The organism is Streptomyces sp. NPDC003697 (genome assembly GCF_053587115.1).
Map to the genome: position 1 here is coordinate 12,463 of NZ_JBSFNN010000072.1, position 23,651 is coordinate 36,113.

General features: G+C 70.2%; 23 protein-coding genes and 4 pseudogenes. 13 read left to right on the forward strand and 14 right to left on the reverse strand.

The features are described 5' to 3' along the window. Positions 1-70 precede the first annotated feature (70 nt). The 13 genes and pseudogenes from ACWDNY_RS24075 to ACWDNY_RS24135 all read right to left on the reverse strand — a co-directional run bounded on the left by ACWDNY_RS24075 (position 71) and on the right by ACWDNY_RS24135 (position 11,771). Positions 71-172, reverse strand: coding sequence for a putative leader peptide (locus ACWDNY_RS24075; protein WP_451647875.1), 102 nt, complete (start codon positions 170-172; stop codon positions 71-73). A gap of 145 nt (positions 173-317) precedes the next feature. After that, complete coding sequence (locus tag ACWDNY_RS24080; RefSeq protein ID WP_451647876.1) at positions 318-776, reverse strand: RrF2 family transcriptional regulator; 459 nt, start codon at positions 774-776, stop codon at positions 318-320. 103 nt (positions 777-879) lie between these two features. After that, positions 880-1,779, reverse strand: a complete 900-nt coding sequence (locus tag ACWDNY_RS24085) for a TauD/TfdA dioxygenase family protein (protein ID WP_451647898.1) — start codon at positions 1,777-1,779, stop codon at positions 880-882. 303 nt (positions 1,780-2,082) lie between these two features. Further along, positions 2,083-2,187, reverse strand: a pseudogene (locus ACWDNY_RS24090) (4Fe-4S dicluster domain-containing protein); the annotation flags it as partial. Between the two features lie 43 nt (positions 2,188-2,230). Continuing rightward, entirely contained in the window at positions 2,231-2,779 is a 549-nt protein-coding gene (locus ACWDNY_RS24095; protein ID WP_451647877.1) for an FAD-dependent oxidoreductase, read from the reverse strand. Beyond that, on the reverse strand, positions 2,776-3,180 hold the full coding sequence (locus ACWDNY_RS24100; protein ID WP_451647878.1) for a hypothetical protein: 405 nt from the start codon (positions 3,178-3,180) through the stop codon (positions 2,776-2,778). The genes ACWDNY_RS24095 and ACWDNY_RS24100 overlap by 4 nt, the downstream gene beginning before the upstream one ends. 86 nt (positions 3,181-3,266) lie before the next feature. After that, positions 3,267-4,286, reverse strand: coding sequence for an ABC transporter permease (locus tag ACWDNY_RS24105; protein ID WP_451647879.1), 1,020 nt, complete (start codon positions 4,284-4,286; stop codon positions 3,267-3,269). Beyond that, complete coding sequence (locus ACWDNY_RS24110; RefSeq protein WP_451647880.1) at positions 4,283-5,110, reverse strand: ABC transporter ATP-binding protein; 828 nt, start codon at positions 5,108-5,110, stop codon at positions 4,283-4,285. Before ACWDNY_RS24110 ends, ACWDNY_RS24105 begins: the two co-directional genes overlap by 4 nt. Before the next feature lie 4 nt (positions 5,111-5,114). Then, positions 5,115-6,158, reverse strand: coding sequence for an ABC transporter substrate-binding protein (locus tag ACWDNY_RS24115; RefSeq protein ID WP_451647881.1), 1,044 nt, complete (start codon positions 6,156-6,158; stop codon positions 5,115-5,117). A 547-nt stretch (positions 6,159-6,705) separates the two neighbouring features. Then, on the reverse strand, positions 6,706-7,935 hold the full coding sequence (locus ACWDNY_RS24120; protein WP_451647882.1) for an acyl-CoA dehydrogenase family protein: 1,230 nt from the start codon (positions 7,933-7,935) through the stop codon (positions 6,706-6,708). A gap of 13 nt (positions 7,936-7,948) precedes the next feature. Beyond that, positions 7,949-8,518, reverse strand: a complete 570-nt coding sequence (locus ACWDNY_RS24125) for a winged helix-turn-helix domain-containing protein (RefSeq protein ID WP_451647883.1) — start codon at positions 8,516-8,518, stop codon at positions 7,949-7,951. A gap of 272 nt (positions 8,519-8,790) precedes the next feature. Next, on the reverse strand, positions 8,791-10,767 hold the full coding sequence (locus ACWDNY_RS24130) for an FAD/NAD(P)-binding protein (protein WP_451647884.1): 1,977 nt from the start codon (positions 10,765-10,767) through the stop codon (positions 8,791-8,793). Beyond that, positions 10,764-11,771 (reverse strand): ABC transporter permease subunit, encoded by a 1,008-nt coding sequence (locus ACWDNY_RS24135; RefSeq protein WP_451647885.1) that lies wholly within the window; start codon positions 11,769-11,771, stop codon positions 10,764-10,766. The genes ACWDNY_RS24130 and ACWDNY_RS24135 overlap by 4 nt, the downstream gene beginning before the upstream one ends. A 598-nt stretch (positions 11,772-12,369) precedes the next feature. Here ACWDNY_RS24135 and ACWDNY_RS24140 point away from each other — a divergent pair. From ACWDNY_RS24140 to ACWDNY_RS24180, 9 genes and pseudogenes are all read left to right on the forward strand, one after another. Next, positions 12,370-12,498: pseudogene (locus ACWDNY_RS24140) on the forward strand (LLM class flavin-dependent oxidoreductase); the annotation flags it as partial. An 86-nt stretch (positions 12,499-12,584) separates the two neighbouring features. Then, a complete protein-coding gene (locus ACWDNY_RS24145) occupies positions 12,585-13,121 on the forward strand; it encodes a GNAT family N-acetyltransferase (protein WP_451647886.1) in 537 nt (178 codons plus the stop codon). Next, a complete protein-coding gene (locus ACWDNY_RS24150; RefSeq protein WP_451647887.1) occupies positions 13,118-14,110 on the forward strand; it encodes an ABC transporter substrate-binding protein in 993 nt (330 codons plus the stop codon). The genes ACWDNY_RS24145 and ACWDNY_RS24150 overlap by 4 nt, the downstream gene beginning before the upstream one ends. Before the next feature lie 21 nt (positions 14,111-14,131). Beyond that, positions 14,132-15,154, forward strand: coding sequence for an amino acid ABC transporter permease (locus tag ACWDNY_RS24155; RefSeq protein WP_451647888.1), 1,023 nt, complete (start codon positions 14,132-14,134; stop codon positions 15,152-15,154). A 50-nt stretch (positions 15,155-15,204) separates the two neighbouring features. Next, positions 15,205-15,957 carry an amino acid ABC transporter ATP-binding protein gene (locus ACWDNY_RS24160; RefSeq protein ID WP_451647899.1) on the forward strand — a complete coding sequence of 251 codons (753 nt, stop codon included), beginning with the start codon at positions 15,205-15,207 and terminating at the stop codon, positions 15,955-15,957. Positions 15,958-15,997: 40 nt separating this feature from the next. Next, on the forward strand, positions 15,998-16,981 hold the full coding sequence (locus tag ACWDNY_RS24165; protein ID WP_451647889.1) for a transporter substrate-binding domain-containing protein: 984 nt from the start codon (positions 15,998-16,000) through the stop codon (positions 16,979-16,981). Between the two features lie 360 nt (positions 16,982-17,341). Further along, positions 17,342-18,544 carry an LLM class flavin-dependent oxidoreductase gene (locus ACWDNY_RS24170; RefSeq protein WP_451647890.1) on the forward strand — a complete coding sequence of 401 codons (1,203 nt, stop codon included), beginning with the start codon at positions 17,342-17,344 and terminating at the stop codon, positions 18,542-18,544. A gap of 20 nt (positions 18,545-18,564) precedes the next feature. Continuing rightward, a complete protein-coding gene (locus ACWDNY_RS24175) occupies positions 18,565-19,974 on the forward strand; it encodes an NtaA/DmoA family FMN-dependent monooxygenase (protein ID WP_451647891.1) in 1,410 nt (469 codons plus the stop codon). Then, positions 19,971-20,123 (forward strand): annotated as a pseudogene (locus tag ACWDNY_RS24180) (LLM class flavin-dependent oxidoreductase); the annotation flags it as partial. The gene ACWDNY_RS24175 and the pseudogene ACWDNY_RS24180, both read left to right, overlap by 4 nt. 1 nt (position 20,124) lies before the next feature. On the opposite strand, the pseudogene ACWDNY_RS24185 reads toward ACWDNY_RS24180, so the two are convergent. Beyond that, a pseudogene (locus tag ACWDNY_RS24185) lies at positions 20,125-20,197 on the reverse strand (helix-turn-helix domain-containing protein); the annotation flags it as partial. 138 nt (positions 20,198-20,335) lie between these two features. Here ACWDNY_RS24185 and ACWDNY_RS24190 point away from each other — a divergent pair. The 4 genes from ACWDNY_RS24190 (at position 20,336) to ssuE (ending at position 23,560) form a co-directional block, all read left to right on the forward strand. Continuing rightward, a complete protein-coding gene (locus tag ACWDNY_RS24190) occupies positions 20,336-20,416 on the forward strand; it encodes a putative leader peptide (protein ID WP_351078001.1) in 81 nt (26 codons plus the stop codon). 190 nt (positions 20,417-20,606) lie between these two features. Further along, positions 20,607-21,734: a dimethylsulfone monooxygenase SfnG gene (sfnG, locus tag ACWDNY_RS24195; protein ID WP_451647892.1), complete on the forward strand. Its 1,128-nt coding sequence runs from the start codon at positions 20,607-20,609 to the stop codon at positions 21,732-21,734. A 39-nt stretch (positions 21,735-21,773) separates the two neighbouring features. After that, on the forward strand, positions 21,774-22,991 hold the full coding sequence (locus ACWDNY_RS24200; protein ID WP_451647893.1) for an acyl-CoA dehydrogenase family protein: 1,218 nt from the start codon (positions 21,774-21,776) through the stop codon (positions 22,989-22,991). Between the two features lie 11 nt (positions 22,992-23,002). Beyond that, positions 23,003-23,560, forward strand: a complete 558-nt coding sequence (gene ssuE, locus ACWDNY_RS24205; RefSeq protein ID WP_451647894.1) for an NADPH-dependent FMN reductase — start codon at positions 23,003-23,005, stop codon at positions 23,558-23,560. The last annotated feature ends 91 nt before the right edge of the window (positions 23,561-23,651 follow it).

The following is a 23,651-nucleotide window of genomic DNA, read 5'->3' on the forward strand; positions in this document are numbered from 1 at the left end:
GGGAGCGGAGCTGTGCGGGGTGGGCGGGCGCGGGTGACGCTGCCGACCGAAGCATCTTCTGTCGGCGGCCTCAGGCGAGCCGACAGATGGCGCTGGACGTGCGGCCGAGGTCGATGTGGCGGCGCGAGGTCAGCAGGGGGAGCGACAGGTCCGCGCGGTTCCGCGTTCTCATGGCCGCCCCCCAACGGATCGATCCCTAGTTTTCCCACCTGGTTGATAGGGATCGTGGCAGAAGGCGGCGTTCACCCCAAGGGGGTGTTCATATGATGGACGAGATCATCTCGGTCTCTGGGATGTTCGTTCGACGGCCCAGCGTGTCAGGGGTTTACCCAGGCTTTCGGGGTGTCGGTCAATGCGGCTACGTCGGCGGGCAGTTGGGCCGATGCGACGTCGGCGAGCGACACGCCCTCAAGGATCTCGCGCACGTTGGACCGCAACGCGATCCACAGGGGGAGCAGTGACTCGGCGGGGCCGGTGTAGGACAGCTCGGTCGGGCGGACGCCGCGTACCGAGACCAGGGGGCCCTCCACGACGCGGATGACGTCGGCGATGCTGATCGACTCGGCGGGCTTGGCCAGCCGGTAGCCGCCGTTGCCGCCGCGCTGGCTGAGCACGAGACCGCCCCGGCGCATGTCGTTCAGGATGCCTTCGAGGAACTTGTGCGGGATGTCCTGGGCGTCGGCGATGGCCTCGGCCTTCAGTGGTCCGTCATCGCGTGACGCGGCGAGCTGCAGTGCGGCACGTACCGCGTAGTCCGCTCTGGCTGAGATCCGCATGCGTCCATTATCCCGTATGACCTCGGCGTCATCGGCTACGGGCAGACCGCCGGGCGGGAGCCGATGCCCCTGCCCGGCGGTCTGCCCGCAGCGGATGCGGTGCTCAGGCCGCGGCCGGGGTGTAGTGGGCGGCGTCGTCTCCCTCGATCACGTGGCTGAGGGTGCCGTCGACACCGGCCGGGACGTCGCCCGCGACGGTCACCCGGTGCAGCAGGCGCGGCAGGTCGCCGTAGTCGTCGGGGGCGTAGTGCTGGGTGATGCGGTTGTCGAACAGGACGAGGTCGCCGGGCGTCCAGGCCACGCGCACGATGTTCTCGGGACGCGTGACGTACGACTGGAAGATGCGCAGCAGGTCGCGGGAGTCGGACGGGCCGAGGCCCACGATGCTCTGGGCGAAGCCGCCGATGAACAGCCCGCGCTCCCCGGTCTCGGGGTGGACGCGGACGACCGGGTGGGCGGTGCGGTACTTCCGGGAGACGAACCGCCTGCGGTGCTCGGCCGCTTTCTCGCTCTTCGGGGCGGCGTAGTCGTAGTCGTTGGTGTGCACCGCCCACAGCTTGTCCGCCAGCTCGCGCAGCGGCTCGGGCAGATCCCGGTAGGCGGCGGCCGAGTTGGCGACGAGGGTGTGGCCGCCGTAGGGCGGGACCACGATGCTGCGCAGCGTGGACGCCTTCGGGGGCGTACGGACGAAGGTGACGTCCGTGTGCCATTGGTTGGCGCGGATCCCCTCGTCGCCGTCGACCGGCAGGATGTTCGGCTGGCCGTCGACGGAGGGGACCGTCGGATGCGCGGTGGTCAGCTCACCGAAGAGGGAGGCGAAGCGGAGCTGGCCCGCGTCGTCCAGGTCCTGGTTGCGGAAGACGAGCGCTTTGTGTTCCAGGAGCGCGGAGTTGATCTCGGTGACGACGGCGGGGGCGAGGTCGGTGGAAAGATCCACGCCGAGGATTTCGGCGCCGATACGGCCGCCGATCCTGCGGATGCCGAAGGCGGTGCTGGTGGTCATGCGCGGGTGTCCTTTCGAGGGGCGATCAGTCTTGAGGTCGTCAGGAGGTGATGGGCAGGGAGGTTCCCTGGGACCCTGGCGGGCTGAGGGGAGGGCCGACGGCCCGTAGCGCGCCGGGGGTGCGGCCTCGTCCCAGCCGATGTGCCGGCGGTAGCTGCCGAGCAGCCCCGTACGGTCCAGGTGGCCCTCGTCGCGGGCGGTGGAGTCGTCGGGCAGCGGGTGGGTCAGGGGTGCGACGAACAGGGCGTCGGCCGGGCAGTTCGCCTCGCACTGGAAGCAGGTCTGGCAGTCGTCGCGGCGGGCGAGTACCGGGATGCCGTCCTCGCCTCGGTCGAAGACATCGGTCGGGCAGACCTTGATGCACTTGTCGCAGGCGATGCAGCGTCCCGCCGAGACCAGTTCGATCATGACGCCACCTCCAGGGCTGCGGCTGGCGTGGCCGACGCGTCCGTCAGGGGCTCGACGCGGGTCCACACCCGGTCCAGACCGCCCGTCGTGATGCGGTGGTGCTGACCGGGGTCCTGTGCCGGGAAGTCGAGCCGCTTGGCCATACCGCGGGTCTCGGTGCGGGCCAGTGCGGCCGCGTACATCCAGCGGGCGTGTGCTGCCATCGCCGCCGCCTGCGCATGTACTCCGGCCCCTGGAGGCCGTTCCTGAGCTGTTTGCCGTCGGGCCCGGTCGGGAACGGGTAGCGCCCCGCCGCCGCGAGCTCGTTCATCCCGGCGTATGTCTGGTCCAGGACCCGGGCCATCCAGCGCCGGTCGGCCAGGTATCCGCCGAGTCCCTCCCTGCTCGCCATGGCCGCCTCCCGCGCGGTGGTCTCCGGGGGGACGTACCAGACGCCCGTTCCGGCCGAGGCGGTGGCGCCGCTGGTGCCGCAGTAGCCCTTGTCGGCGAGGGCCACGTCCGCCCCGTCCTGGGCCGCCTTGAGCGCGGCCCAGGTGGCGGCGGGGCCGCCACCGACCACCAGGACGTCCGTGGTGAGGTCGAGACCGGTCATACGGCCACTTCCTCTCCCGCGGCTGTCGCGGCCGGCCGGTTGGCGGGGCGGCCCAGGCCGTAGTTCTCGCTCAGGGTGCGGCCGGTGCACTCGGTGCGGAACAGCCCGCGCCGCCGCAGGATCGGTACGAGGGGGTCGACGAAGTCCTCCAGGCCGCCCAGCGGATGGGGCGGCATGATCTTCCAGACCGCCCGCGAGTCCGCCTCGACGCGGTGGCCGCGTCCGGCGCCGGGGCGGGCGATGAGCAGGCCGCGCTCGGCGGTCCGCGCGAGCTGCCGGAAGTAGCGCAGGTCGGTGTCGCGTTCGGGCTGGGTTCGGGAGTGGCGCCGGGCGGCGTCGTGGTGGCCCGCGTTCATCGGAAAGGCGTTGAGGTGCGGCTGACGGGGTCTGGGCGCGGTCATGGGTTCCTCGGATCGGGGGCAGCGAGAGGAGCGGCTGACAGGGGGAGGGGGAGAGGGCGGAGCGGGGAGGGGCGTTGACGGGCAGGTCAGCCGCCCGCGGGTACGCGCCAGGAGCTGAGCCGTCGCTCGACGGTCACCAGGAACTGGTTGAAGGCCACGCCGATGGCGGAGATCGTGATGACGCCCGCGTACATCTCCGGGATCGCGAAGTTGTACTGCGAGGTATTGATCAGGTAGCCGAGGCCCGCCTTGGCACCGATCATCTCGGCGGCGACCAGCACCAGGATCGACACCGCTCCGGCCAGCCGGATGCCGGTGAACATCACCGGCACCGACGCCGGCAGGATGACCTTCTGGAACAGCCGGGGCGCGGACAGGTCCATCGACTTCGCCAGCTTCAACAGGGTCGGATCGACGTGGCGGACAGCGCTGATGGTGTTGAGCAGGATCGGCCAGGTGCATGCGTACACCACGATGGAGATCTTCGAGGTCTCGCCGATGCCCAACAGCAGTACGAACACCGGCAGCAGGGCCAGCGCCGCGGTGTTGCGGAACACCTCCAGCAGCGGTCCGAGGAGGTCGGCGACCGGCCGGTACCAGCCGATCAGCAGCCCGAGCGGTACGGCGACGGCAACGGCGATACCGAATCCGCTGAACGAACGCGCCAGGCTGGCACGCGCGTTGTCGGCGAGCTGACCGTCTGCGGCGAGTCCCCACCAGGCGTCGGCAACCTCGCTGAGCGGCGGCAGGAAGGTCCGGTCCACCAGACCGGCTCGTGGCGCGATCTCCCACAGCAGGAGCAGGGCCACGATGGCCGCGGACTTGGTCGCTCCCTTCAGCAGCAGGTACGGCAGCCGGCGGACCGTCCGCAGCGCTGTCCGGCGGAGACGGGCCATGAGGGAGGGAGCCCGGCGCGCGTCCGAGGGTGATGAGGCGCCGGGCAGGGGCGCGGTGGATGTGCCGGCCTCAGGGCACGTGGCGGACTCGGCGGGCTCGGTGAGGAGGGAAGGTGCCTGGACTTTTCCCGTCGTGTTCGCCGCGTCGGTCGTGGTGGTCGCGTGGGTCGCGTCGGCCTTCTCTGCGGTCGTGCCGGTCGTGGAGCTCATACGGAGGCCTCCTCCATCTCCAACTGCTGGGCCCTGGCCACCTCGTCGTGCAGCAGCGACCAGATCTCGTGGCGGTGCCGTGCGAACTCGGGACTGGAGCGGAGGTCGTCCGTCGCCGTACGGGAGCCGAGGGCGACCGGCACGATCTGCTTGATCCGGCCGGGCCTCGACGTCATGACGGCGACGCGCTGTCCCAGGTGGACGGCCTCGTCGATGCCGTGGGTGATGAAGACGACGGTCTTGCCGGTGCGCTGCCAGATGCGCAGCAGTTCGTCCTGGAGCGACTCCCGGGTCTGGGCGTCCAGCGCGGCGAACGGCTCGTCCATCAGCAGGACGTCGGGGTCGTAGGCGAGGCTGCGGGCGATCGCCACCCGCTGCCGCATCCCGCCCGACAGCTCGTGCGGATGGCGGTCCTCGAACCCGGTCAGGCCGACCAGGTCCAGGAACTGCCGGGCGCGTGCGGCTCGTTGGCGCCGTGGGACGCTGGTGGCCTCCAGTCCGAACTCGACGTTGCCCTGCGCCGTGCGCCACGGCAGCAGCGCGTACTGCTGGAAGACGATGCCCCGGTCCAGTCCCGGCCCGGTGACGGGTGCGCCGTCCAGCAGGATCCGTCCGTCAGTGGGCTGGGTGAGGCCACCGAGCAGCTCCAGCAGTGTCGACTTTCCGCAGCCGCTGGGACCGACCAGGACGACGAACTCGCCGTCCGCTATCTTCAGGTCGATACCGTCGAGGGCCGTGAAACGGGTGGTCTGCCCGGCCCCCGTGCGGTCCTTGACGGTGAAGTCCTTCCGTACGTCCTCGAACACGATCTTGGGTGTCGGCATGGGATCAGCTCCCGCTCTCCGCGGCGGAGGACTTCCTGTAGGCGTTGAACTCATTGGTGTAGAGGTCCGACAGCGTGACCTGGCCCTTCTTGATGTCGCCCCGCTCGGCCAGCCAGTCGATCCACAACTGGAGTTCCTTGCCGGTGATCCGGCCCGCCGTTTCCGCGACGCCGTAGGACCGCCAGAACTTCAGCGGTGCGGTGTCCTCGTTGCGGCCGCGCTTCTTCACGATCTCCGTCATCCGGTCGACGACCTCTTCGTGCGGAGTGGAGCGGGACCACTCGATGGCCCGCCCCACGGCGGTGACGAAGGTCCGGGCCGTGTCGGGGTTCTGCTTCAGGAAGCGGTCCGTCATCACGTACGTGCCGGCACTGAACGCGCCGAGCAGTCGGTAGTCCGTGAACAGTGGGCGGATGCCGCCGGTCTCCAGGGCCTTGTCGCGCAGGATGCCGCCGAGTACGGCCACGTCGATCTGCTTCTGGCGCAGGGACTGCTCGGTGTTGACCGGGGGCACCACGAGCGGCTCGACCTTGCCGATGTCCGCCTGGGACAGACCGCCCCGCTGAAGGTAGATGTCGAGCATGGCCTCGGAGTGGGCTCCCAGGGTGTTCATCCCGACCTTCTTGCCGATCAGGTCCCGGGCCGAGCGGATCCGGCTGTCCTTGAGGACGTAGAAGCCGTTGTAGGCGTACCTGTCGGCGCCGTAGTAACTGATGACGGCCTTGATGGGGGCGTTGTTGGCGGCCAGTTTGACGACCGCGCCGTTGAAAGCGCCGCCGAAGTCGACCTGCCCGGTGGCCGCGGACTGGATGTCCTGCGGTCCGCTGATCGTGTTGCCGACCCACTTCAGCTTCACGTCCTCCAGATGGCCGAGATCCTCGGCCAGTTCGGGCAGCGTGACCTGACCGGCCCAGCCCTGGTATCTCAGCGTCTTGGTCTGGTCCTTGGCGGCCGGTGTCCCGGACGCGGTCGTGCCGCAGCTCACCGACACCGCCGAAAGACCGAGAAGGGTGAGGAAGTGGCGTCGGGTCGATGCCGTCGTGGCCATGGCAAGTTCCTGTTCGGGAAACGGGAAAGGGAAAGGGCAGACGCCGAACGGTGGAGAACAGATCTCAGCAGAAATGGCTATGACGAGGACCGACGTCTGTTGAGAAAGCAGCGCCTTGCGTGGAGGCCCACTGTGAAATGGAGCGAAGGGGAGCTGTGCCTGTCAGTGAGTGCGGCGACCGACGGCACAGATGGCGCTGGCCTGACGCCGCAGATCGACGTGCAGGCACGCGGCGAGGGTCTCGGACTTGCTCACAGCCACGAGACTTTCAGCGAAATCCAGCCAGGTCAATGTCGGTTGCGTACGCGTCATATGTTCTCAACGGTCCGACATGCGCATGAAGCGCGGCGTTCACAATGGTCTGGACGGGCGGTGACCGACGCCGAGGGCCGGCCCGGTGATGGCGCGGGGCGAGGGTTCCGCAGTCGGGGCGGGCCGGAGGGAGTCGGGGCGGGCCGGAGGGTGCGCCCGATGAGCCACAGGCCCAGTGGCATCAGCACGGAATCGATCCCCGGAATGGGTCTCCCCGAACGTCCCCGCCTCCCGATCAGGCGGGCAGGACGAACGGAGGGTGAGCGCCGTTGAGGAAGTACTCCCCGACATCGCGGAGCCGGTGGGCGACGGGCTCGTACAGGGTGTGGGTTCGGGCATTGCGCCAGAACCGGTCGAAGCCCAGCCATGCGGAGGTGGAGCGGGCGCCGATGATGTCGAGGGCGCGGGTGGTGGACTCCTGCGCTGCCCGGGCCGCGGCGGTTTCGGCCATGGCCACGAGGGCGGAGACGTCCGCACACTCGTCGTAGGTGAGGTCTTCGCCACGCTCGAGGCCGCCTCGCACGGCTTCCAGTGCTTGATCGGTGAGTGCCGACGCTGAGCGGGTGAGGACGGTGAGTTCTCCGTAGGCGGTGTGCACCTGCGGGTCGTGCGGGGTGCCGGCCGGCGCGGCGGGGTGCCAGGGTGCGTGGCCCGTCCTGCTGTACTCACGGGCTTCGGCGAGCACTCCCTCGGCCATGCCGAGAAGGAGCTGGGCGGAGAAGAGACGCCCGACGGGAGATGCCAGGGCGGCCCGGGGCGACAGTAGGTCCTCGTCCGCGGACAGGGAGCCGATCACGTCGTCGGCACCCACTGGTACGTCGTCGAACTCCACGCTGCCGCCGGCCGCGAGCCGCTGGCCGAAGGGGTCGGTATCGCTGTCGATCACCACACCGCGACGGGAGGGATCCACCACGACGGCGAGCGGTTCACCCGTGTCCTCCCGCACGGCGCGCACGGCGAGACGATCGGCGACCAGGACCCCGGTGGTGTAGCTCTGCCGACCGTCGAGCACCAGTCCCTTGGAGGTCCTGGCCAGCATCAGAGGCGGCTCCTGACGCGCGAGACCGCCGCCCCAGCACCACTGTTCGGCTGCGGACCGCTCCTCTGTCCGCGCGGCGAGAGCGGGCCCGGCGAAGAACCGGGCGCTGCACGACAGGAAGTAGTGACAGCCGAGCAGTTGACCGATCGCGCCGTCGGCCGCGGCGATCTCCCGGACGACGGCGTAGGCCGTCAGCCAGTCCGCGCCGTCTCCCTGGGGCTCGGTCGGCCCCAGGATCGTCAGCAGTCCCGCCTCGCGCAGCCGGGACACCTCGTCGATCGGGGCCTTGCCCGCCTGCTCCCTGGCCGCCGCGTCCGTGGCCAGGTCGTCCGCCGTCTCGCGGGCCACGCGCAGCCAGTGCGCATGGCCGGGCCCGATTCGGTCGGACGGTGAGGCGGGGTGGGACGGTGCGGAGGCAAGGCCCATGGAAGTGGTCTCCTCAAGGTCGGCCGCAGGGCGCGGCGTTGGAGCTCGCATGCCGGTCGGGCACGTACTTGTAGCCCACGCGCCGAACGGTGACGATGCGGTGCCGGTGAGCTTCGCCCAGCTTGCGGCGCAGGCGGGCGATGTGGACATCCACGGTGCGGCCGTCGCCGATGTGGTCGTAGCCCCAGACGGCGGCCACCAGCCGATCACGGGCCTGCACGTGGTGGGGATGCTGAACGAGGTACGCCAGCAGCTCGAACTCCAGGTAGGTGAGGTCGAGTTCACGTCCGTCGACCTCAGCGACATGCCGCGCCGGATCGATGTGGATGACGTCGTCTGCCGTCGGCCGGACAGGGGCCGAGGCTGCGGCGGCGACCGGCCGGATCTCGGGCCGTGGCCTGTCCTTGGCGAAGAGCTCGGTGGGATCGGTGCCCTCGGGGACGAGCACGAGGTAGCCGACGAGCGGCGCGGAAGCGCGTCCCTGGGAGGCTCGCTGAGCGGTATCGCCCACCAGGCGAAGATGGGGTGGGTCGGCGGGGAGCGGATCGTGTGGGGTGGCCTGGGCCGGAAGTGCCGTGGTCATGGCGGTTGTCCCTCAGGAGTGTGTCGGGCCATCAGGCGAAGTGGGTGGCTTCGCCTGATCGCCTGTGAAGGGGGGAGCGGAGTGGCACGGGCGAAGGTGCGAGTCGCGTGCCTTACGCGCGGCAGCAGGCGGCACTGACGACGTGACCAAAGTCGACATGCCGACGACGAACGAGCCGTTGCTGCTTGGGGGACATGTTCATCATCCTGCGCACCCCCGACGGTCGCAGTCAAGGATTCCCTACTAATCCAATAGGAAAAGTAGGGAATATCTCAGACTCTGAGAGGCCGGCCGTCCACCGGTGACGTAGACGTGTCAGCCTCGGTGGCTCTCAGGGCACGCAGGAGCGCGCGGGCGACCGCGTCGTTCTGGCGGAACGCCGGCGCGTTGGTGCGGGGGCGGGCGAAGGCGGCGACGGCCCGGCTGTTGGTGGGGGCGCCGAGGGCGATGCGGCGGGGGTGGGGGCTGTCGAGGGACGGGTCGATGACATGGCCGTCCGTGGGGGAGACGGCGAGCAGGCCGGAGCGGTGGGTGTGGGTGGGGTCGGCGATGACCTCCTCGGCGAGTGCGCCTTCCCGATACAGGCCCCGCAGGAGTGGGTCCTCGGTGCGGGTCAGGGAGGGGCCCGGCAGGTACGCCTCGACGAGGGCGGTGGCGTGGAGGGTGTGCCCCGGGACGGTGGGGCCGGTAGCGGTGAAGGTGCCGGTGCTCTCGTCGGTGTCGATCCGGATGCCGGCGCCCAGGAAGCGGACGATCCCGGCCCGGGACAGAGCCAGCAGCTGGCGCAGGCGGAAGCCGGGCGGGCCGGAGGCCAGGAAGCTGAAGAAGCCGTGCCACCAGCCGTCGAGTTGCTCGGCGACGGAACGCGCGGTCAGCCGTCCCGCCGCGACCAGGCGGGGCAGTTGCCCGTACACCGAGAGCAGGGCGAGGAATGCCCCGAGGTCGGCGCTGAACGCCGGGTCCTCGCGGCGGGTGACGTCCCGGGCGATGTGGTCGCGCAGGTGGTCCTGGAAGTCCTCCGGCGTGGGGAAGGCGAGGCCGTCCAGCGGGCGGTCCAGGACCTCGAAGTCCAGGCGGTCCACCGGGTCGGGTACGGCCGTGGCGACGAGGGCCGCCATCTCGGTGTCGTACCAGCCCAGGCGGTCGTAGGCGGCGGCGAAATCCGGCCAGGGGAGGGCCGTGCGCTCGGGGTGGGCGTGGAAGAGCTCGTGGTAGTGGCCGAAGCCGATCTCCTTGGCCATCAGCGGCCACACATCGCGCCGCAGGTCCAGTGGGCGGCCCTCGGCGAGCAGCGCGTCGACCGCCTCGGGGCCGAAGTGGCGCGGCAGTGGAGGCCGGGGACCCTGGAGGCGGTAGCGCGTCTTGGAGTGGTACGGCACCCCGCGCCGCGATCCGACGTGCAGGACGGGCTCGCGGCCGGACGGGAGGTAGGTGAGGGTGCCGTCGGCCTGGGTGCGGTAGGTGCCGCCGCGGCCCTCGGTGAGCAGCGTCGTCAGGTCGATGAAGGCCAGTCCCAAGCCGCGGACGATGACATGTTCGCCGGGCCGCAGTCCGGACAGGTCGGCGTCGGCGGAGAACTCGGGCGGGAGGTGAAAGCGGCCGTGCCGGCGGGCGAAGGCGGCGTGGTCACGGTACTCGGCGGCGGGAGTGGAGCCGAGGTGTCCCTGGGCCAGGACCACCAGGTCGGCGGTGAGCGGAGTGGCACGGTCGGCGAGGTGCACGTACTGCGGGCCGTCCGGCGGACCGGTGACGGCGGTCGCGGTGGTGCGGTGCCACTCGACGGTGACCGAGGGCGGCAGTTCGGCCAGCGCCCTGCGGAACACCCAGTCCAGGTAGGCGCTCTGGGTGCGGCGGGTGGGGAAGTCGGACCCGTCGAGCGTGCACAGTTCGGCGAGCACGTCCGGGTCGGCGGGTTCGGCGTACGGGGTGTGGCGTGGGCTCCGGCCGGAGAACTGGGCGGCCCACTCGGCGAGCGAGGGGCCGGGCCGCACCGGGCCCTCGATGGTGGACGACTCGTCGGTGAACATGGTGACGTCCTCGGCCATGGAGTTCATCCGCAGCAGCGCCGACTGCTCGTGACGCCAGACGCGTCCCGGGCCGGGCGGGTGCGGGTCCACCAGGTGGATGTGCAACTCCGCTACTTCGTCCCACAGTTCCGGCGCGTTGGCGGCGATCCGCTCCAGCAGGCCCGTGGCGCGCGGCCCCGCACCGACGACGACCAGGACGGCCGGCGAAGGGGTGCCGCTCACCGGTCACCGCCGATCGCCGGGCGGGCGTCGGCGGCCGTGGCCGCGCTCAGCCGGTGGCCCACGGCGCTCAGGTGGCCGCGCAGCCGTTGCAGCGGGGTCGGCGGCAGGGCGCGGGAGTCCCCGCGCGCGTAGTACCGCTCGACGTAGAACTGGCCCGCGCTGAGCACTGTGGTGACCGCGACGTACCAGAGGGTGGCGACCATCAGCAGCGGGATGACCTGGTAGGTCTGGTTGTAGACGAGCTGCACCGAGTACAGCAGGTCGTGCACGGCCAGCACGCTGACGATGCTGGTGCCCTTGAGGGTGCCGATCAGCATGTTTCCGGTCGTGGGCACGATGGAGCGCATCGCCTGGGGTACGACGATCCGGCGCAGGGTGCGGCGTCTGCTCAGCCCGAGGGCATGGGCTGCCTCGGTCTGCCCGGAGTCCACGGAGAGGATGCCGCCGCGCACCACCTCGGCGGCGTAGGCGGTCTCGTGCAGGGTCAGGCCGATGACGGCGGTCAGGGTGGGGCCGAGCAGATTGACCGTCCTGACGGTGAGGAACTGCGGGCCGAACGGGATGCCGACGCCCAGCGTCGGATACAGGGCGCCGATGTTGAACCAGAACAGCAGCTGCACCAGCAGCGGAGTGGACCGGAAGACCCACACATATCCCCAACTCAGCGTGCCCAGAACAGGGTTGGACGACAGTCGCATCACCGCGAGCACGGTGCCGAGCAGGAAGCCGAGCACCATCACCACAGCCGTCAGCCAAAGGGAGAGCAGCAGTCCGTCGAGCACGGCGGCGGTGGTGAAGTACCGGCCCACCACGTCCCACTGGAAGGCGTCGTTGCGGACGACGGAGTTGAGCACCATCGCGAACAGCAGCAGGGCGACCGCAGCGGTCAGCCACCGGCCGACGTGCCGGCGCGGCACGATCCGCGGCAGGTCGGGGCCGGGCGCGCTCGCCCGTTTCGGGGGTTTCGTCGCAGGAGCCGGCGTGACTTCGGAAGGCGTGACCATCGAGAGGCTCTCCGGGGGAGGGAATCGCAGGCGTGGTGACCACCCGGTGGCACTCGCAGGGAGCGCAACGGCACAGGCGCCGCATGCGTACGGTGCGGCCGGGGTTCGGCGTCGTCACATTCGCCGCGTCCCTCAACGCGGCCGGAAAGGCCGCCGCGCAGGGTAGAGCCGATCCGCTGTCGATCGTATGTGCCCAGGGCATCGATGTGTCAACAGCGCCCAGGGCGGCGCCGGCCCCGGGCGGTCCGGCATCCGGGCGCTGCTTGACGAGCGCCACGATGTACTGCTCAATTAGTCGCATGAATGCCCAGCCGCGCTTGGTCTCGCGCGATCACATCGACTTCGGTCGAGTGTGGTCCGCCGCGTGTTGCGTCTGACTCGGCAGCGGGCCGTCTGACCGGCCCTTCCCTCCCTCGGTGACCCCGTCGCGGGCCGAATTCTCTCCTCACGCGCGCTGCCGCACCTCTGCTTCTCCCGACGCTCGACGTCGTCACGACTGCACCGACCCGTCCGCCTGACGGTCTGTTCACTCACGCCTGCACGCAGGGCGATGCCGCCATGCCCGCGTGCCGCCGCAATCCCTGAAAGGGCCATGCCCATGCCCGTGGAGTTCCTCGGCATCGCCGCCACCAACGACGGCTCCGAAACCACGCCCCGCTCCGGCGCCGCGTTCGACAAGGAGTGCACGCTCCGGCTCGCCCGGGCACACGAGGACGACGCCATCGACTTCGGCCGGTATGTGATCCCGATCGTCCGCGAGGAGGTCGCCGAACGGGCGGCACGCGGGACGCAAACCCTTGCGGCGGTGGGCGAATGACCTCCGTGACCCAGCCATCACGGCCTGCCGCCGATGTGACAGTTCTTCATGTCCCCGTCGCCGACCCGCGGGTGAGACCCCTGCTGCGCGAACTCGGCCACGAGTACTCCACGCGCTACGGCAAGGACGCCCACGCCGAGATCTCCCGCTACCCCGACGAGGAGTTCACCGAACCGTACGGCGGCCTGCTGCTCCTGTTGCTGGAGCGTGGCGAGCCCGTCGCAGGCGGCGCCTTCCGCCGGTACGACGCGACCACCGCCGAACTGAAGCGGATCTGGACCCACTCCGCCCACCGGCGGCGTGGCCTCGCCCGACGGGTCGTCGCCGAGCTGGAACGCGAGGCGGGCACACGTGGCTACCGCCGGATCTACCTGACCACCGGGCCGCGCCAGCCCGAGGCCCGCGGCCTGTACCTGGCCACCGGCTACACACCGCTGTTCGACACCGAGGCCGACCCGGAAACCATCGGCCTGCTGCCCTTCGAGAAGCATCTGCCGGCCGAAGCACGCACGGGAAAGGCAGCCGACCTGTGAACCCTCGCCCGATCAGAACCCGCCTGCGCATCGCCGCGACCATCGCGCTGCTGCCCGTACTGGCGCTGACCGCCTGTGGCTCCGGCGACACCTCCGGCGCCACACCGGCGGGCGCTCACGCATCGCCCGCGCCGACCGACGACCCGGTCGCCGCCGTACGCAAGGTGGACTCCGTCGCCGCACTGCTGCCCGCCGACGTCCGCGAAGCGGGCACGCTGCGGGTCGGCAGCTCGGTCGGATTCCCGCCCGGGGCGTACTACCCGCGGGGGTCCCCCCGCTCGAGCGAAGTCGAGAGTGGGGGAGGGCAGGACAAGTCGCCCGTCGGCCAGGACATCGACATCGCCGACGCGGTGGCCAAGGTCCTCGGCGTGAAGGTGGAGCGGCAGGACGCCTCCTTCGAGACGATCCTGCCCGCTCTGGGCAGCGGCAAGTACGACGTCGGGACCGGCAACTTCGGCGTCACCACCGAACGCTTGAAGACCGTCGACTTCGTCACCTACATCAACGACGGCCAGGGCTTCGCGGTGAAGACGGGCAACACCGCCCTCGGCAAGAAGGTCACCGGCCTCACCCAGCTGTGCGGGCTGACCATCGGCACCGGCGCCGGCACCACCTTCGAAGCGACCCTCACCGCGCAGAAGGGGGTGTGCGCCAAGGCGGGCAAGAAGCCGTACGACGTGAAGGTCTACTCGGAGAACGCGGCGACCCTCACCGCACTCCAGCAGGGCCGTATCGACGTGATCATGTCGACCATCAACGGCCTGCGCCACCAGGCGGCCCAGCCCGCCTCGCACACCACCTTCCTCGGCGAGTTCCACCGCCTCGACGTCGGCTTCGCCTTCAAGAAGGGCTCCCCGCTCACCAAGGCCTTCCAGGCCGCCGTCAACGAGCTGATCAAGGACGGCACGTACGCCCGGATCCTGAAGAAGTGGGGCACCTCCGCCTCCGCGATCGACACGTCGCGGATCAACCCGCCCGAGCACACCTGAGAGTTGAGCAGGACCACCACGATGGCATCCACCACCGACATCGCGCCGCCCGGCGCGGCCACCCCGAGCACCGGCCCCGGGGCCATGCCCGCTCCGGACGATCCGGCCTGGCTCAAGGTCGTCCCCGCCCGCCACTACGCCCGCTGGGCGGCGGCCGTCGCCGTGATCGTGCTGGTCGCCCAGTTCGTGCACGGTCTGACCACCAACCCGGTCTGGGAGTGGGGCGTCTTCAGCGACTACGTGCTGTCCGAGACGATCTTGCAGGCGGTGTGGGTGACCCTTCAGCTCACCGCGTACGCCACCGTACTGGGGTTCCTGCTCGGCACCGTCCTGGCCTTCATGCGGCTGTCGCGCAGTCCGGTGCTGCAGACCGTCGCCTGGACCTACATCTGGATCTTCCGGTCCATCCCGATGATCGTCCAGCTGGTGTTCTGGTTCAACCTGAGCGCGCTGTACGAGAGGCTGGGCTTCGGCATCCCCTTCGGCCCGGTGTTCTGGTCCGTCGACAGCAACAGCATCATCGGCACCATGGGCGCGGCCATCATCGGGCTGACGCTGCACCAGGCCGCCTATGCCGCCGAGATCGTGCGCGGTGGCGTCATCGCCCTCGACCACGGGCAGTTGGAAGCCGCGGCCGCACTCGGCATCCCCCGGCTGCGGCAGATCCGCCGGATCGTGCTGCCGCAGGCCATGCGCGCCATCCTGCCCACGGCCGGCAACGAGATCATCGGCCTGCTCAAGGGCACGTCGGTGGTCTACGTGATGTCCATCGGTGAGCTGTTCTACCAGGTGCAGGTGATCTACGGCCGCAGCGGCCGGGTGATCCCGCTGCTGCTGGTCGCCACCGCCTGGTATGTGGTGCTGACCTCCCTGCTGTCGGTCGCGCAGTACTACGTGGAGCGCCGCTACGCCCGGGGCGCCGACCGCACCCCGCCGCCCACCCCGCTCCAGCGCGCCCGCCGCTTCGCCCGCACTCTGCGCGCGGCCGCCGCCCAGCACAACCAGCCCGTCATACCCCTGAAGCCCTTGGGAGACAGCCGATGAGCGACGTGAGGGTGGCCGTCAAGGACGCGACGCCGACGGTCGACGACGTGATGGTGGACGTCCACGGAGTCCACAAGAGCTTCGGCCCGCTGGAAGTGCTGCGCGGCGTCGACCTGAAGGTCCGCGCCGGCGAAGTCACTGTGATCCTCGGCCCGTCCGGCTCAGGGAAGTCCACGCTGCTGCGCACCATCAACCACCTGGAGAAGGTCAACAGCGGCTGGATCAGCATCGACGGCGAACTCATCGGCTACCGCCGCGCCGGGAGCAAGCTGCACGAGCTGAAGGAGAAGGACGTACTGAAGCAGCGCACCCACATCGGGTTCGTCTTCCAGAACTTCAACCTCTTCCCGCACCTGACCGTGCTGGACAACCTGATCGAGGCCCCCGTCTCCGCACTGCGCCGCCCGCGCAAGGCAGCGGAGGAGACCGCCCGCCGGCTCCTCGACCGGGTCGGCCTCGCCGACAAGGCCGACTCCTACCCCCGGCAGCTCTCCGGCGGCCAGCAGCAGCGCGTGGCCATCGCCCGCGCGCTGGCCCTCGAGCCGAAGGTGCTGCTCTTCGACGAGCCCACCTCGGCGCTCGACCCGGAACTGGTCGGCGAAGTCCTCGACGTCATCAAGGACCTGGCCCGCACCGGAACCACCATGATCGTCGTGACCCACGAGATCGGATTCGCCCGCGAGGTCGCCGACACCGTGGTGTTCATGGACGGCGGTGTCGTCGTGGAGCAGGGCCCGCCCGCGGCCGTCCTGGACGACCCGCGGCACGAGCGAACCCGCGCCTTCCTCTCCAAGGTTCTCTGACCGACCCTCACCCCTTTCCGCAAGCGCAAGGAGCACGACCATGTCCACCTCGTTCGCCCGCCGCACCACCGCGGTCGCGCTCGGACTCGCCACCGCCCTCGTCCTCGCCGCGTGCAGCAACCCCGACGACGGCGGCACGACCGAGGTCGCGGCCACGTCGGGCAGCAAGACGAAGATCAACATCAGTCCCGACCAGAACCGCATCACCACCGGCAAGGTCGACTCCATAGCCGACGAGGTCCCGGAGAAGATCTGCAAGAGAGGCACCCTGGAGATCGTCGAGTCGTCCGGTTCCGCGGCGCCGCTGACCTTCTTCGCCACCGACAACAAGACCGTCATCGGCGTCGAGCCCGACATCGCCTCCCTGGTCGCCGACGTGCTCGGCCTCAAGCTGCACATCAACACGGTCTCCTGGGAGAACATCTTCGTCGGCCTCGACAGCGCCAAGTACGACGTCGGGTTCAGCAACATCACCGTCACCGAGGAGCGCAAGGAGAAGTACGACTTCGCCACCTACCGCGAGGACAACCTGGGCTTCGAAGCGAAGAAGGGCAGCGGCCTGAAGGTCACCGGGCCCGAGGACGTGGCGGGCAGGACGGTCGCCGTGAGCAGCGGCACCAACCAGGAGAAGCTGCTCATCGAGTGGAGCAGGGGGAACGAGAAGGCCGGCCGCAAGCCGGTGAACATCAAGTACTACCAGAACGACAGCGACACCTACCTCGCCCTCCAGTCCGGCCGCATCGACCTCTACCTCGGTCCCAACCCGACCGCCGCCTACCACGCGGCCACCACCGGGAAGACAGAAGTGGTCGGCACGTACTCCGGCGCCGGCTCCACCCTCCAGGGCCTCATCGCGGCCACCACCAAGAAGGACAGCGGCCTGGTCAAGCCGCTCGCCGACGCCCTCAACCACGTCATCGAGAACGGGACGTACGCGAAGGTGCTGGGGCGCTGGGGCCTGTCCGACGAGGCCGTGACCAAGTCCGAGATCAACCCGCCCGGCCTGCCCAGGACCAACAAGTAGCGGACCTGGAGTGCGCAGGCGGTACGACGCCTGCACACCCCGCCTTCGTCCAGGACACGAGCTCATGCCCCGCGAACTCCACCTCTCCCTCGCACTCGACGGGACCGGTCACCGCCCCGCAGAGTCCCTCGCAGCCGCCCCCTGGACGGACCTGACCGGCCTCGCCGAGCAGGGCACCCCGGACTTCGTCGCCGTCGGCGGCTCCGCCGCGCCACCGCACGACGACAGTGCCGGCCGGCTCCACCCGGTGGCCGTTCTCGCCCGCGCCGGCCCCACACAGACCTCCAGCGCGTGGCCGGCGCGCTCTGTTGTTCCTGACCCGCTCCTTCACCGCCGTTGCCCTCAGGAAGGCACCCACTCGTGTCCTCAGCACCTTCTTCTTCCCTGCACCTTGCCGTCGCCCTGGACGGCACCGGCTGGCACCCGTCCTCCTGGCGCGAGCCGGTGGCCCGCCCGCGCGACCTGTTCACTGCCGGATACTGGGCCGATCTGGTCGCCGAGGCCGAGCGCGGTCTGCTCGATTTCGTGACCATCGAGGACGGCCTCGGCCCTCAGTCCTCGCACTTCCTGGACCCGGACGAGCGCACCGACCAGGTCCGCGGCCGCCTCGACGCCGTCCTCATCGCCTCCCGCATCGCACCGTTGACCCGGCACATAGGTCTGGTGCCGACGGTGGTCTCCACGCACACGGAGCCGTTCCACATCTCCAAGGCGATCGCCACCCTCGACTACGTCAGCGCCGGCCGTGCCGGCCTGCGTGTGCAGATCACCGCCCGCCCGAACGAGGCCGCCCACTTCGGCCGCCGCACCGTCCCGCGCATCGAGGCCTACGACCACCCGGACACCCGGGAGCTGGTGGCCGACCTCTTCGACGAGGCCGCCGACTACGTGGAGGTGGTGCGCCGCCTGTGGGACAGCTGGGAGGACGACGCCGAGATCCGGGACGCGGCCACCGGCCGCTTCATCGACCGCGACAAGCTGCACTACATCGACTTCGAGGGCAGGCACTTCAGCGTCAGAGGCCCTGGCATCACGCCCCGTCCGCCGCAGGGCCAGCCGATCGTCAGCGCCCTCGCCCACGACACCGTCCCGTACCGGCTGGTGGCCCGCGCCGCCGACATCGGGTACGTCACCCCGCACGACGCCGACGAGGCCCGCGCCGTCGTCGCCCGGATCCGCGCCGAGCAGAACGCCGTGGGGCGAGCCACCGAACCCCTCCATGTCTTCGGCGACCTGGTCGTCTTTCTCGACGACGACCCGGCCGCCGCGACCGCCCGCCGGGAACGGCTCGACGCGCTCGCGGGACGGCCGTACACGAGTGATGCCCACATCTTCACCGGCACGCCCTCCGGACTCGCCGATCTGCTTCAGGAGTCGCACAACGCCGGGCTGACCGGTTTCCGGCTGCGTCCCGCCGTCGCCGGCCACGACCTCCCGGCGATCACCCGGGGGCTGGTCCCCGAACTGCAGCGCCGTGGCGCCTTCCGCCGCGCCTATGAGGCCGGCACTCTGCGCGGCCTGCTGGGCCTGGCCCGCCCCGCCAACCGCTACGCCGCTGCCTGAGCCGGAAGGATCCCCGACCGATGACCAAGCCTTTGAAGCAGATCCATCTGGCTGCCCACTTCCCGGGCGTCAACAACACCACCGTGTGGAGCGACCCGAAGGCCGCCAGCCACATCGAGTTCAGCTCCTTCGTCCACTTCGCGCAGACCGCCGAACGCGCGAAGTTCGACTTCCTGTTCCTCGCCGAGGGACTCCGGCTGCGCGAACAGGGCGGACGGATCTACGACCTGGACGTCGTCGGCCGCCCCGACACCTTCACCGTGCTCGCCGCGCTCGCCGCCGTCACCGAGCACCTCGGCCTGACCGGCACCATCAACTCCACCTTCAACGAGCCCTACGAGGTCGCCCGCCAGTTCGCCAGCCTCGACCACCTCTCCGGCGGGCGCTCCGCCTGGAACGTCGTCACCTCCTGGGACGCCTTCACCGGCGAGAACTTCCGCCGCGGCGGTTTCCTGCCGCAGGAGGAGCGCTACTCCCGCGCCAAGGAGTTCCTGGCCACGGCGAACGAGCTCTTCGACTCCTGGCACGGCGACGAGATCCTCGCCGACCAGGAGACCGGCACCTTCCTGCGGGACGCCAAGGCCGGAGCCTTCGTCCACACCGGACAGCACTTCGACATCCACGGGCAGTTCAACGTGCCGCGCTCCCCGCAGGGCCGCCCGGTGATCTTCCAGGCCGGCGACTCCGAGGAGGGCCGCGAGTTCGCCGCCTCCGAAGCCGACGCGATCTTCAGCCGGCACGCCACCCTCGAAGCCGGCCAGGCCTTCTACACGGACGTCAAGAAGCGCCTCGCCAAGTACGGCCGCCACCACGACCAGCTGCTGATCCTGCCCGCCGCCACCTTCACCCTCGCCGACACCGACGCCGAGGCGGAGGAACTGGCCAAGCTGGTGCGCCGCCAGCAGGTCAGCGGCGCCACCGCCCTCAAGCACCTGGAGTTCGTCTGGAACCGGGACCTGTCCACCTACGACCCGGACGGGCCGCTCCCCGACATCGACCCTGATGTCAGCGAGACCCACATCTCCAAGGGCCGTGCCCAGGTCCGCATGTACCGCGACCCGCTGGCCACCGCCCGCGAGTGGCGCGAGCTCGCCGCCGCAAACAACTGGTCCATCCGCGACCTGGTCATCGAGACCGGCAACCGGCAGAACTTCATCGGTTCGGCCGAGACGATCGCCCGCACCATCAACGAGTTCGTGCAGGCCGATGCAAGTGACGGCTTCATCCTCGTCCCGCACATCACCCCGACCGGCCTCGACGAGTTCGCCGACAAGGTCGTCCCGCTCCTGCAGGACCAAGGCGTGTTCCGCACGGAGTACGAGGGCCCGACCCTTCGCGACCACCTCGGCCTGGCCCTCCCCCACTCTCGGCTTCGCTCGAGCGGGGGGACCCCCGTCGACGACGTCCGTGACGAACGGGCAGCGTCGTGAAGTTCCTCGCCGTCACCCTGATCGTGCACCGGCCGGATCCGATCACCGGGGTGCACGAGCCGACCCATGACCGCTTCCGCGAGGTCCTCGACAACGCCCTGCTCGCCGAGGAACTCGGCTTCGACGGCTTCGGAGCGGGGGAGCGGCACGGTTCCTCCGCGGCCCGCCGCAGTGAACCCGACCGGGTGACGGCCGCGAGGTATTCGAGCTGTTCTGTACGCACGACAGCGGGGCTGCCCATCGCTGCCGACCGGGTTCAAGGGAACCCCTGTCACAACCTCGTGAATTCCTGCTCTCAGCATGCGGAATCAGCCCCGGGCATTCTTGACCGGCCGGACTCCCCGCTGCTTTGATCGATGACATGAAGCGACAGGACCTCACGCGGCGACGCCACGTCGACCTTGCGCGTGTCTCCAGCTCCTGCTGTCGCTGTCGGGTCTGAGCGCATCCGAGGGAAACCCTCGCACTCGCGCCGATCTTTCTCCGTGAATTCCACTGGGAGCCGTTGTCCGCGGTGATTTCGGCTTTTCCCGGGAATGTCGTCCCCGCACGTCCGGATCCCGGTCACTGAACACGTTTCCCTGTCACGCATGCGCCCCTTTCGCGTGCGTACTCATGCCAGGAGTTTCCTCATGCCCGCAATCCCCGGACCCGACCCCGCCCGCTTCGCCTACTGGGTGCCGAACGTCAGCGGCGGCCTGGTCACCAGCACCATCGAGCAGCGCACCGACTGGGGCTACGACTACAACCGCGAACTGGCCGTCCTCGCCGAGAACAACGGCTTCGACTACGCCCTCAGCCAGGTCCGCTACATGGCCAGTTACGGCGCCGAGTACCAGCACGAGTCGACCAGCTTCAGCCTCGCCCTGCTGCTCGCCACCGAGCGGCTGAAGGTCATCGCCGCCGTCCACCCCGGCCTGTGGCACCCGGGCGTCCTCGCCAAACTCGGCGCCACCGCCGACCACCTGTCGGGCGGCCGCTTCGCCGTCAACGTCGTCAGCGGCTGGTTCAAGGGCGAGTTCACCGCCCTGGGCGAGCCGTGGCTGGAGCACGACGAACGCTACCGGCGCGCGGAGGAGTTCATCACCGCCCTGCGGACGATCTGGACCGAGGACCATGCCGAACTCGCCGGTGACTTCTACCGGGTGCGCGACTTCTCCCTCAAGCCCAAGCCGCTCAACACCCCCGAGCGTCCGCACCCGGAGATCTTCCAGGGCGGCAACTCCACTGCCGCGCGCGCCATGGCCGGCCGCGTCTCCGACTGGTACTTCTCCAACGGCAAGGACTTCGACGGCGTCACCGAGCAGATCGCCGACGTCCGCGCCTCCGCCGCCCAAGCGGGTCGCAGGCCACCGAAGTTCGGCCTGAACGGCTTCCTCATCGCCCGCGACACCGAGGCCGAGGCCCGCGACACGCTCCGCGAGATCGTCGCCAAGGCCGATACACAGGCCGTGCACGGCTTCCGCGACGCCGTCCAGCAGGCCGGACAGTCCACCACCGACGGCAAGGGCATGTGGCAGGACTCCACCTTCGAGGACCTCGTCCAGTACAACGACGGCTTCCGCACCGGTCTGATCGGCACCCCTGAGCAGATCGCCGAGCGGATCGTCGCCTACAAGCGGCTCGGCGTCGACCTCTTCCTCCTCGGCTTCCTGCACTACCTGGAGGAGGTCGAGTACTTCGGCAAGCGGGTGCTGCCCCTCGTACGCGAACTGGAGGCCCAGCAGCCCGAGTCCGAGCCCGTCGCCGCCCGCTCCTGACCACCCGTGACCGGCACCGACAGTAAGAGAGGTATCCCCATGAGCACCGCCGCACCGGCCGACTGGAAGACCGCCCCCGCCCCGACCGACGCCGCCGGCTGGATCGCCCGCGCCACCGAGGTCGCCGCCGTCCTCGCCTCCGACGCCGCCGCCCGGGACAAGACCGCCGCCACCCCGTACGCCGAGGTCCGGCTGCTCAAGGAGTCCGGCCTGGTCACCCTCCTCGGCCCCGTCGAGCACGGCGGCGGGGGCCAGGACTGGCCCACTGCCTACCGTGTCGTCCGCGAGGTCGCCAAGGCGGACGGTTCCATCGGCCAGCTGCTCGGCTACCACTACTTGTGGAACTGGGCCGCCCGGCTGGTCGGCACCCGCGAGCAGTGGGAGCACGTAGAGGCCGAGGCCGCCCGCAACCACTGGTTCTTCGGCGGCGCGGTCAACCCGCGCGACGAGGACGTGGTGGTGAGGGACGAGGGCGACACGCTCACCTTCACCGGCCGCAAGTCCTTCTCCACCGGCAGCAAGGTGTCCGACGTCACCGTGCTGGAGGGCGTCCTGGCCGGCACCGACGATCACGTCTTCGCCATCGTCCCGTCCGACAGCGAGGGCCTGACCTTCCACGACGACTGGGACAACATCGGCCAGCGCCTCACCGAGAGCGGCGGCGTCACCCTCGACGCCGTACGGGTCCCCTGGTCGGCCGCGGCGGGCTACGTCGACAAGCGGTTCCAGCCGCGCGTCTACAACACCCTCAACGTGCCCACCATCCAGCTCGTCTTCGTCAACTTCTACCTCGGCATCGCCGCCGGCGCACTGGAGACCGCCGCCGCCTACACCCGCACCAAGTCACGGCCCTGGCTGCACGGCGGCCACGAGCACGCCGTCGACGAGCCGTACGTCATCGACATCTACGGCGACCTCACCGCCAAGCTGTGGGCCGTCGAGGCCCTGGCCGACGCCGTGGCCGCCGAGGGCCAGAGGCTGCACGACGACCCGGACGCGGTCACCGAACAGGCCCGGGGCGAGTTCGAGGTCCGGGTGGCCGCGGTGAAGGCCCGCGCCACCGACGTGGCCCTGGACATCACCCACCGCATCTTCGAGGTGACCGGTGCGCGTGCCACCGCCTCCGCGGAGGGCCTCGACCGCTTCTGGCGCAACGTCCGCACCCACTCGCTCCACGACCCGGTCGCCTACAAGCGCCGCGAGATCGGCCGCCACGTCCTCACGGGCGAACTGCCGCAGCCCACCTGGTACTCCTGAAAGGTCCTCTCATGGCCACCGTCCTCTCCATCTCCGGCAGTCCGTCCGCCACGTCCCGCACCGCCCGGCTGCTGCGCCACCTGGACGACCGGCTCACCGCGCAGGGGCACGAGGTGATCCCGTTCGACGTCCGGACCCTGCCCGCCGAGGCCCTGCTGGGGGCGGACTTCCGGCACCCGGAGATCATCCGGGCCACCGCCCTGGTCGAGCGGGCCGACGGGGTCGTGGTCGGTACCCCCGTCTACAAGGCCGCCTACTCCGGGCTGCTGAAGTCCCTGCTGGACCTGCTCCCGCAGTACGCGCTGGCCGGCAAGACGGTGCTGCCGCTGGCCACGGGCGGCTCCACCGCCCACGTCCTGGCCATCGACTACGCCCTGCGCCCCGTGCTGAGTTCCATGGGTGCCACGCACATCGTCCCGGGCTGGTTCATCCTCGACAAGGACCTCACCGTGGGCGACGACGGCTCGCTGATCGTCGCGCCGGGCTCGGCCGAGGCGCTGGCCCAGGTCACGGACCAGTTCTCGCTCGCGCTGGGCGGCCGTACGGCACTGCTGGCGGCCACCGGATGAGCGCCCCGGTCGTGATCGGCGGCGACGGCGAGGCCCTCCGCGGCCGCCGCCTGCGACGCGATCTGCCGGATCATGGCGGGGGGCCACGTGC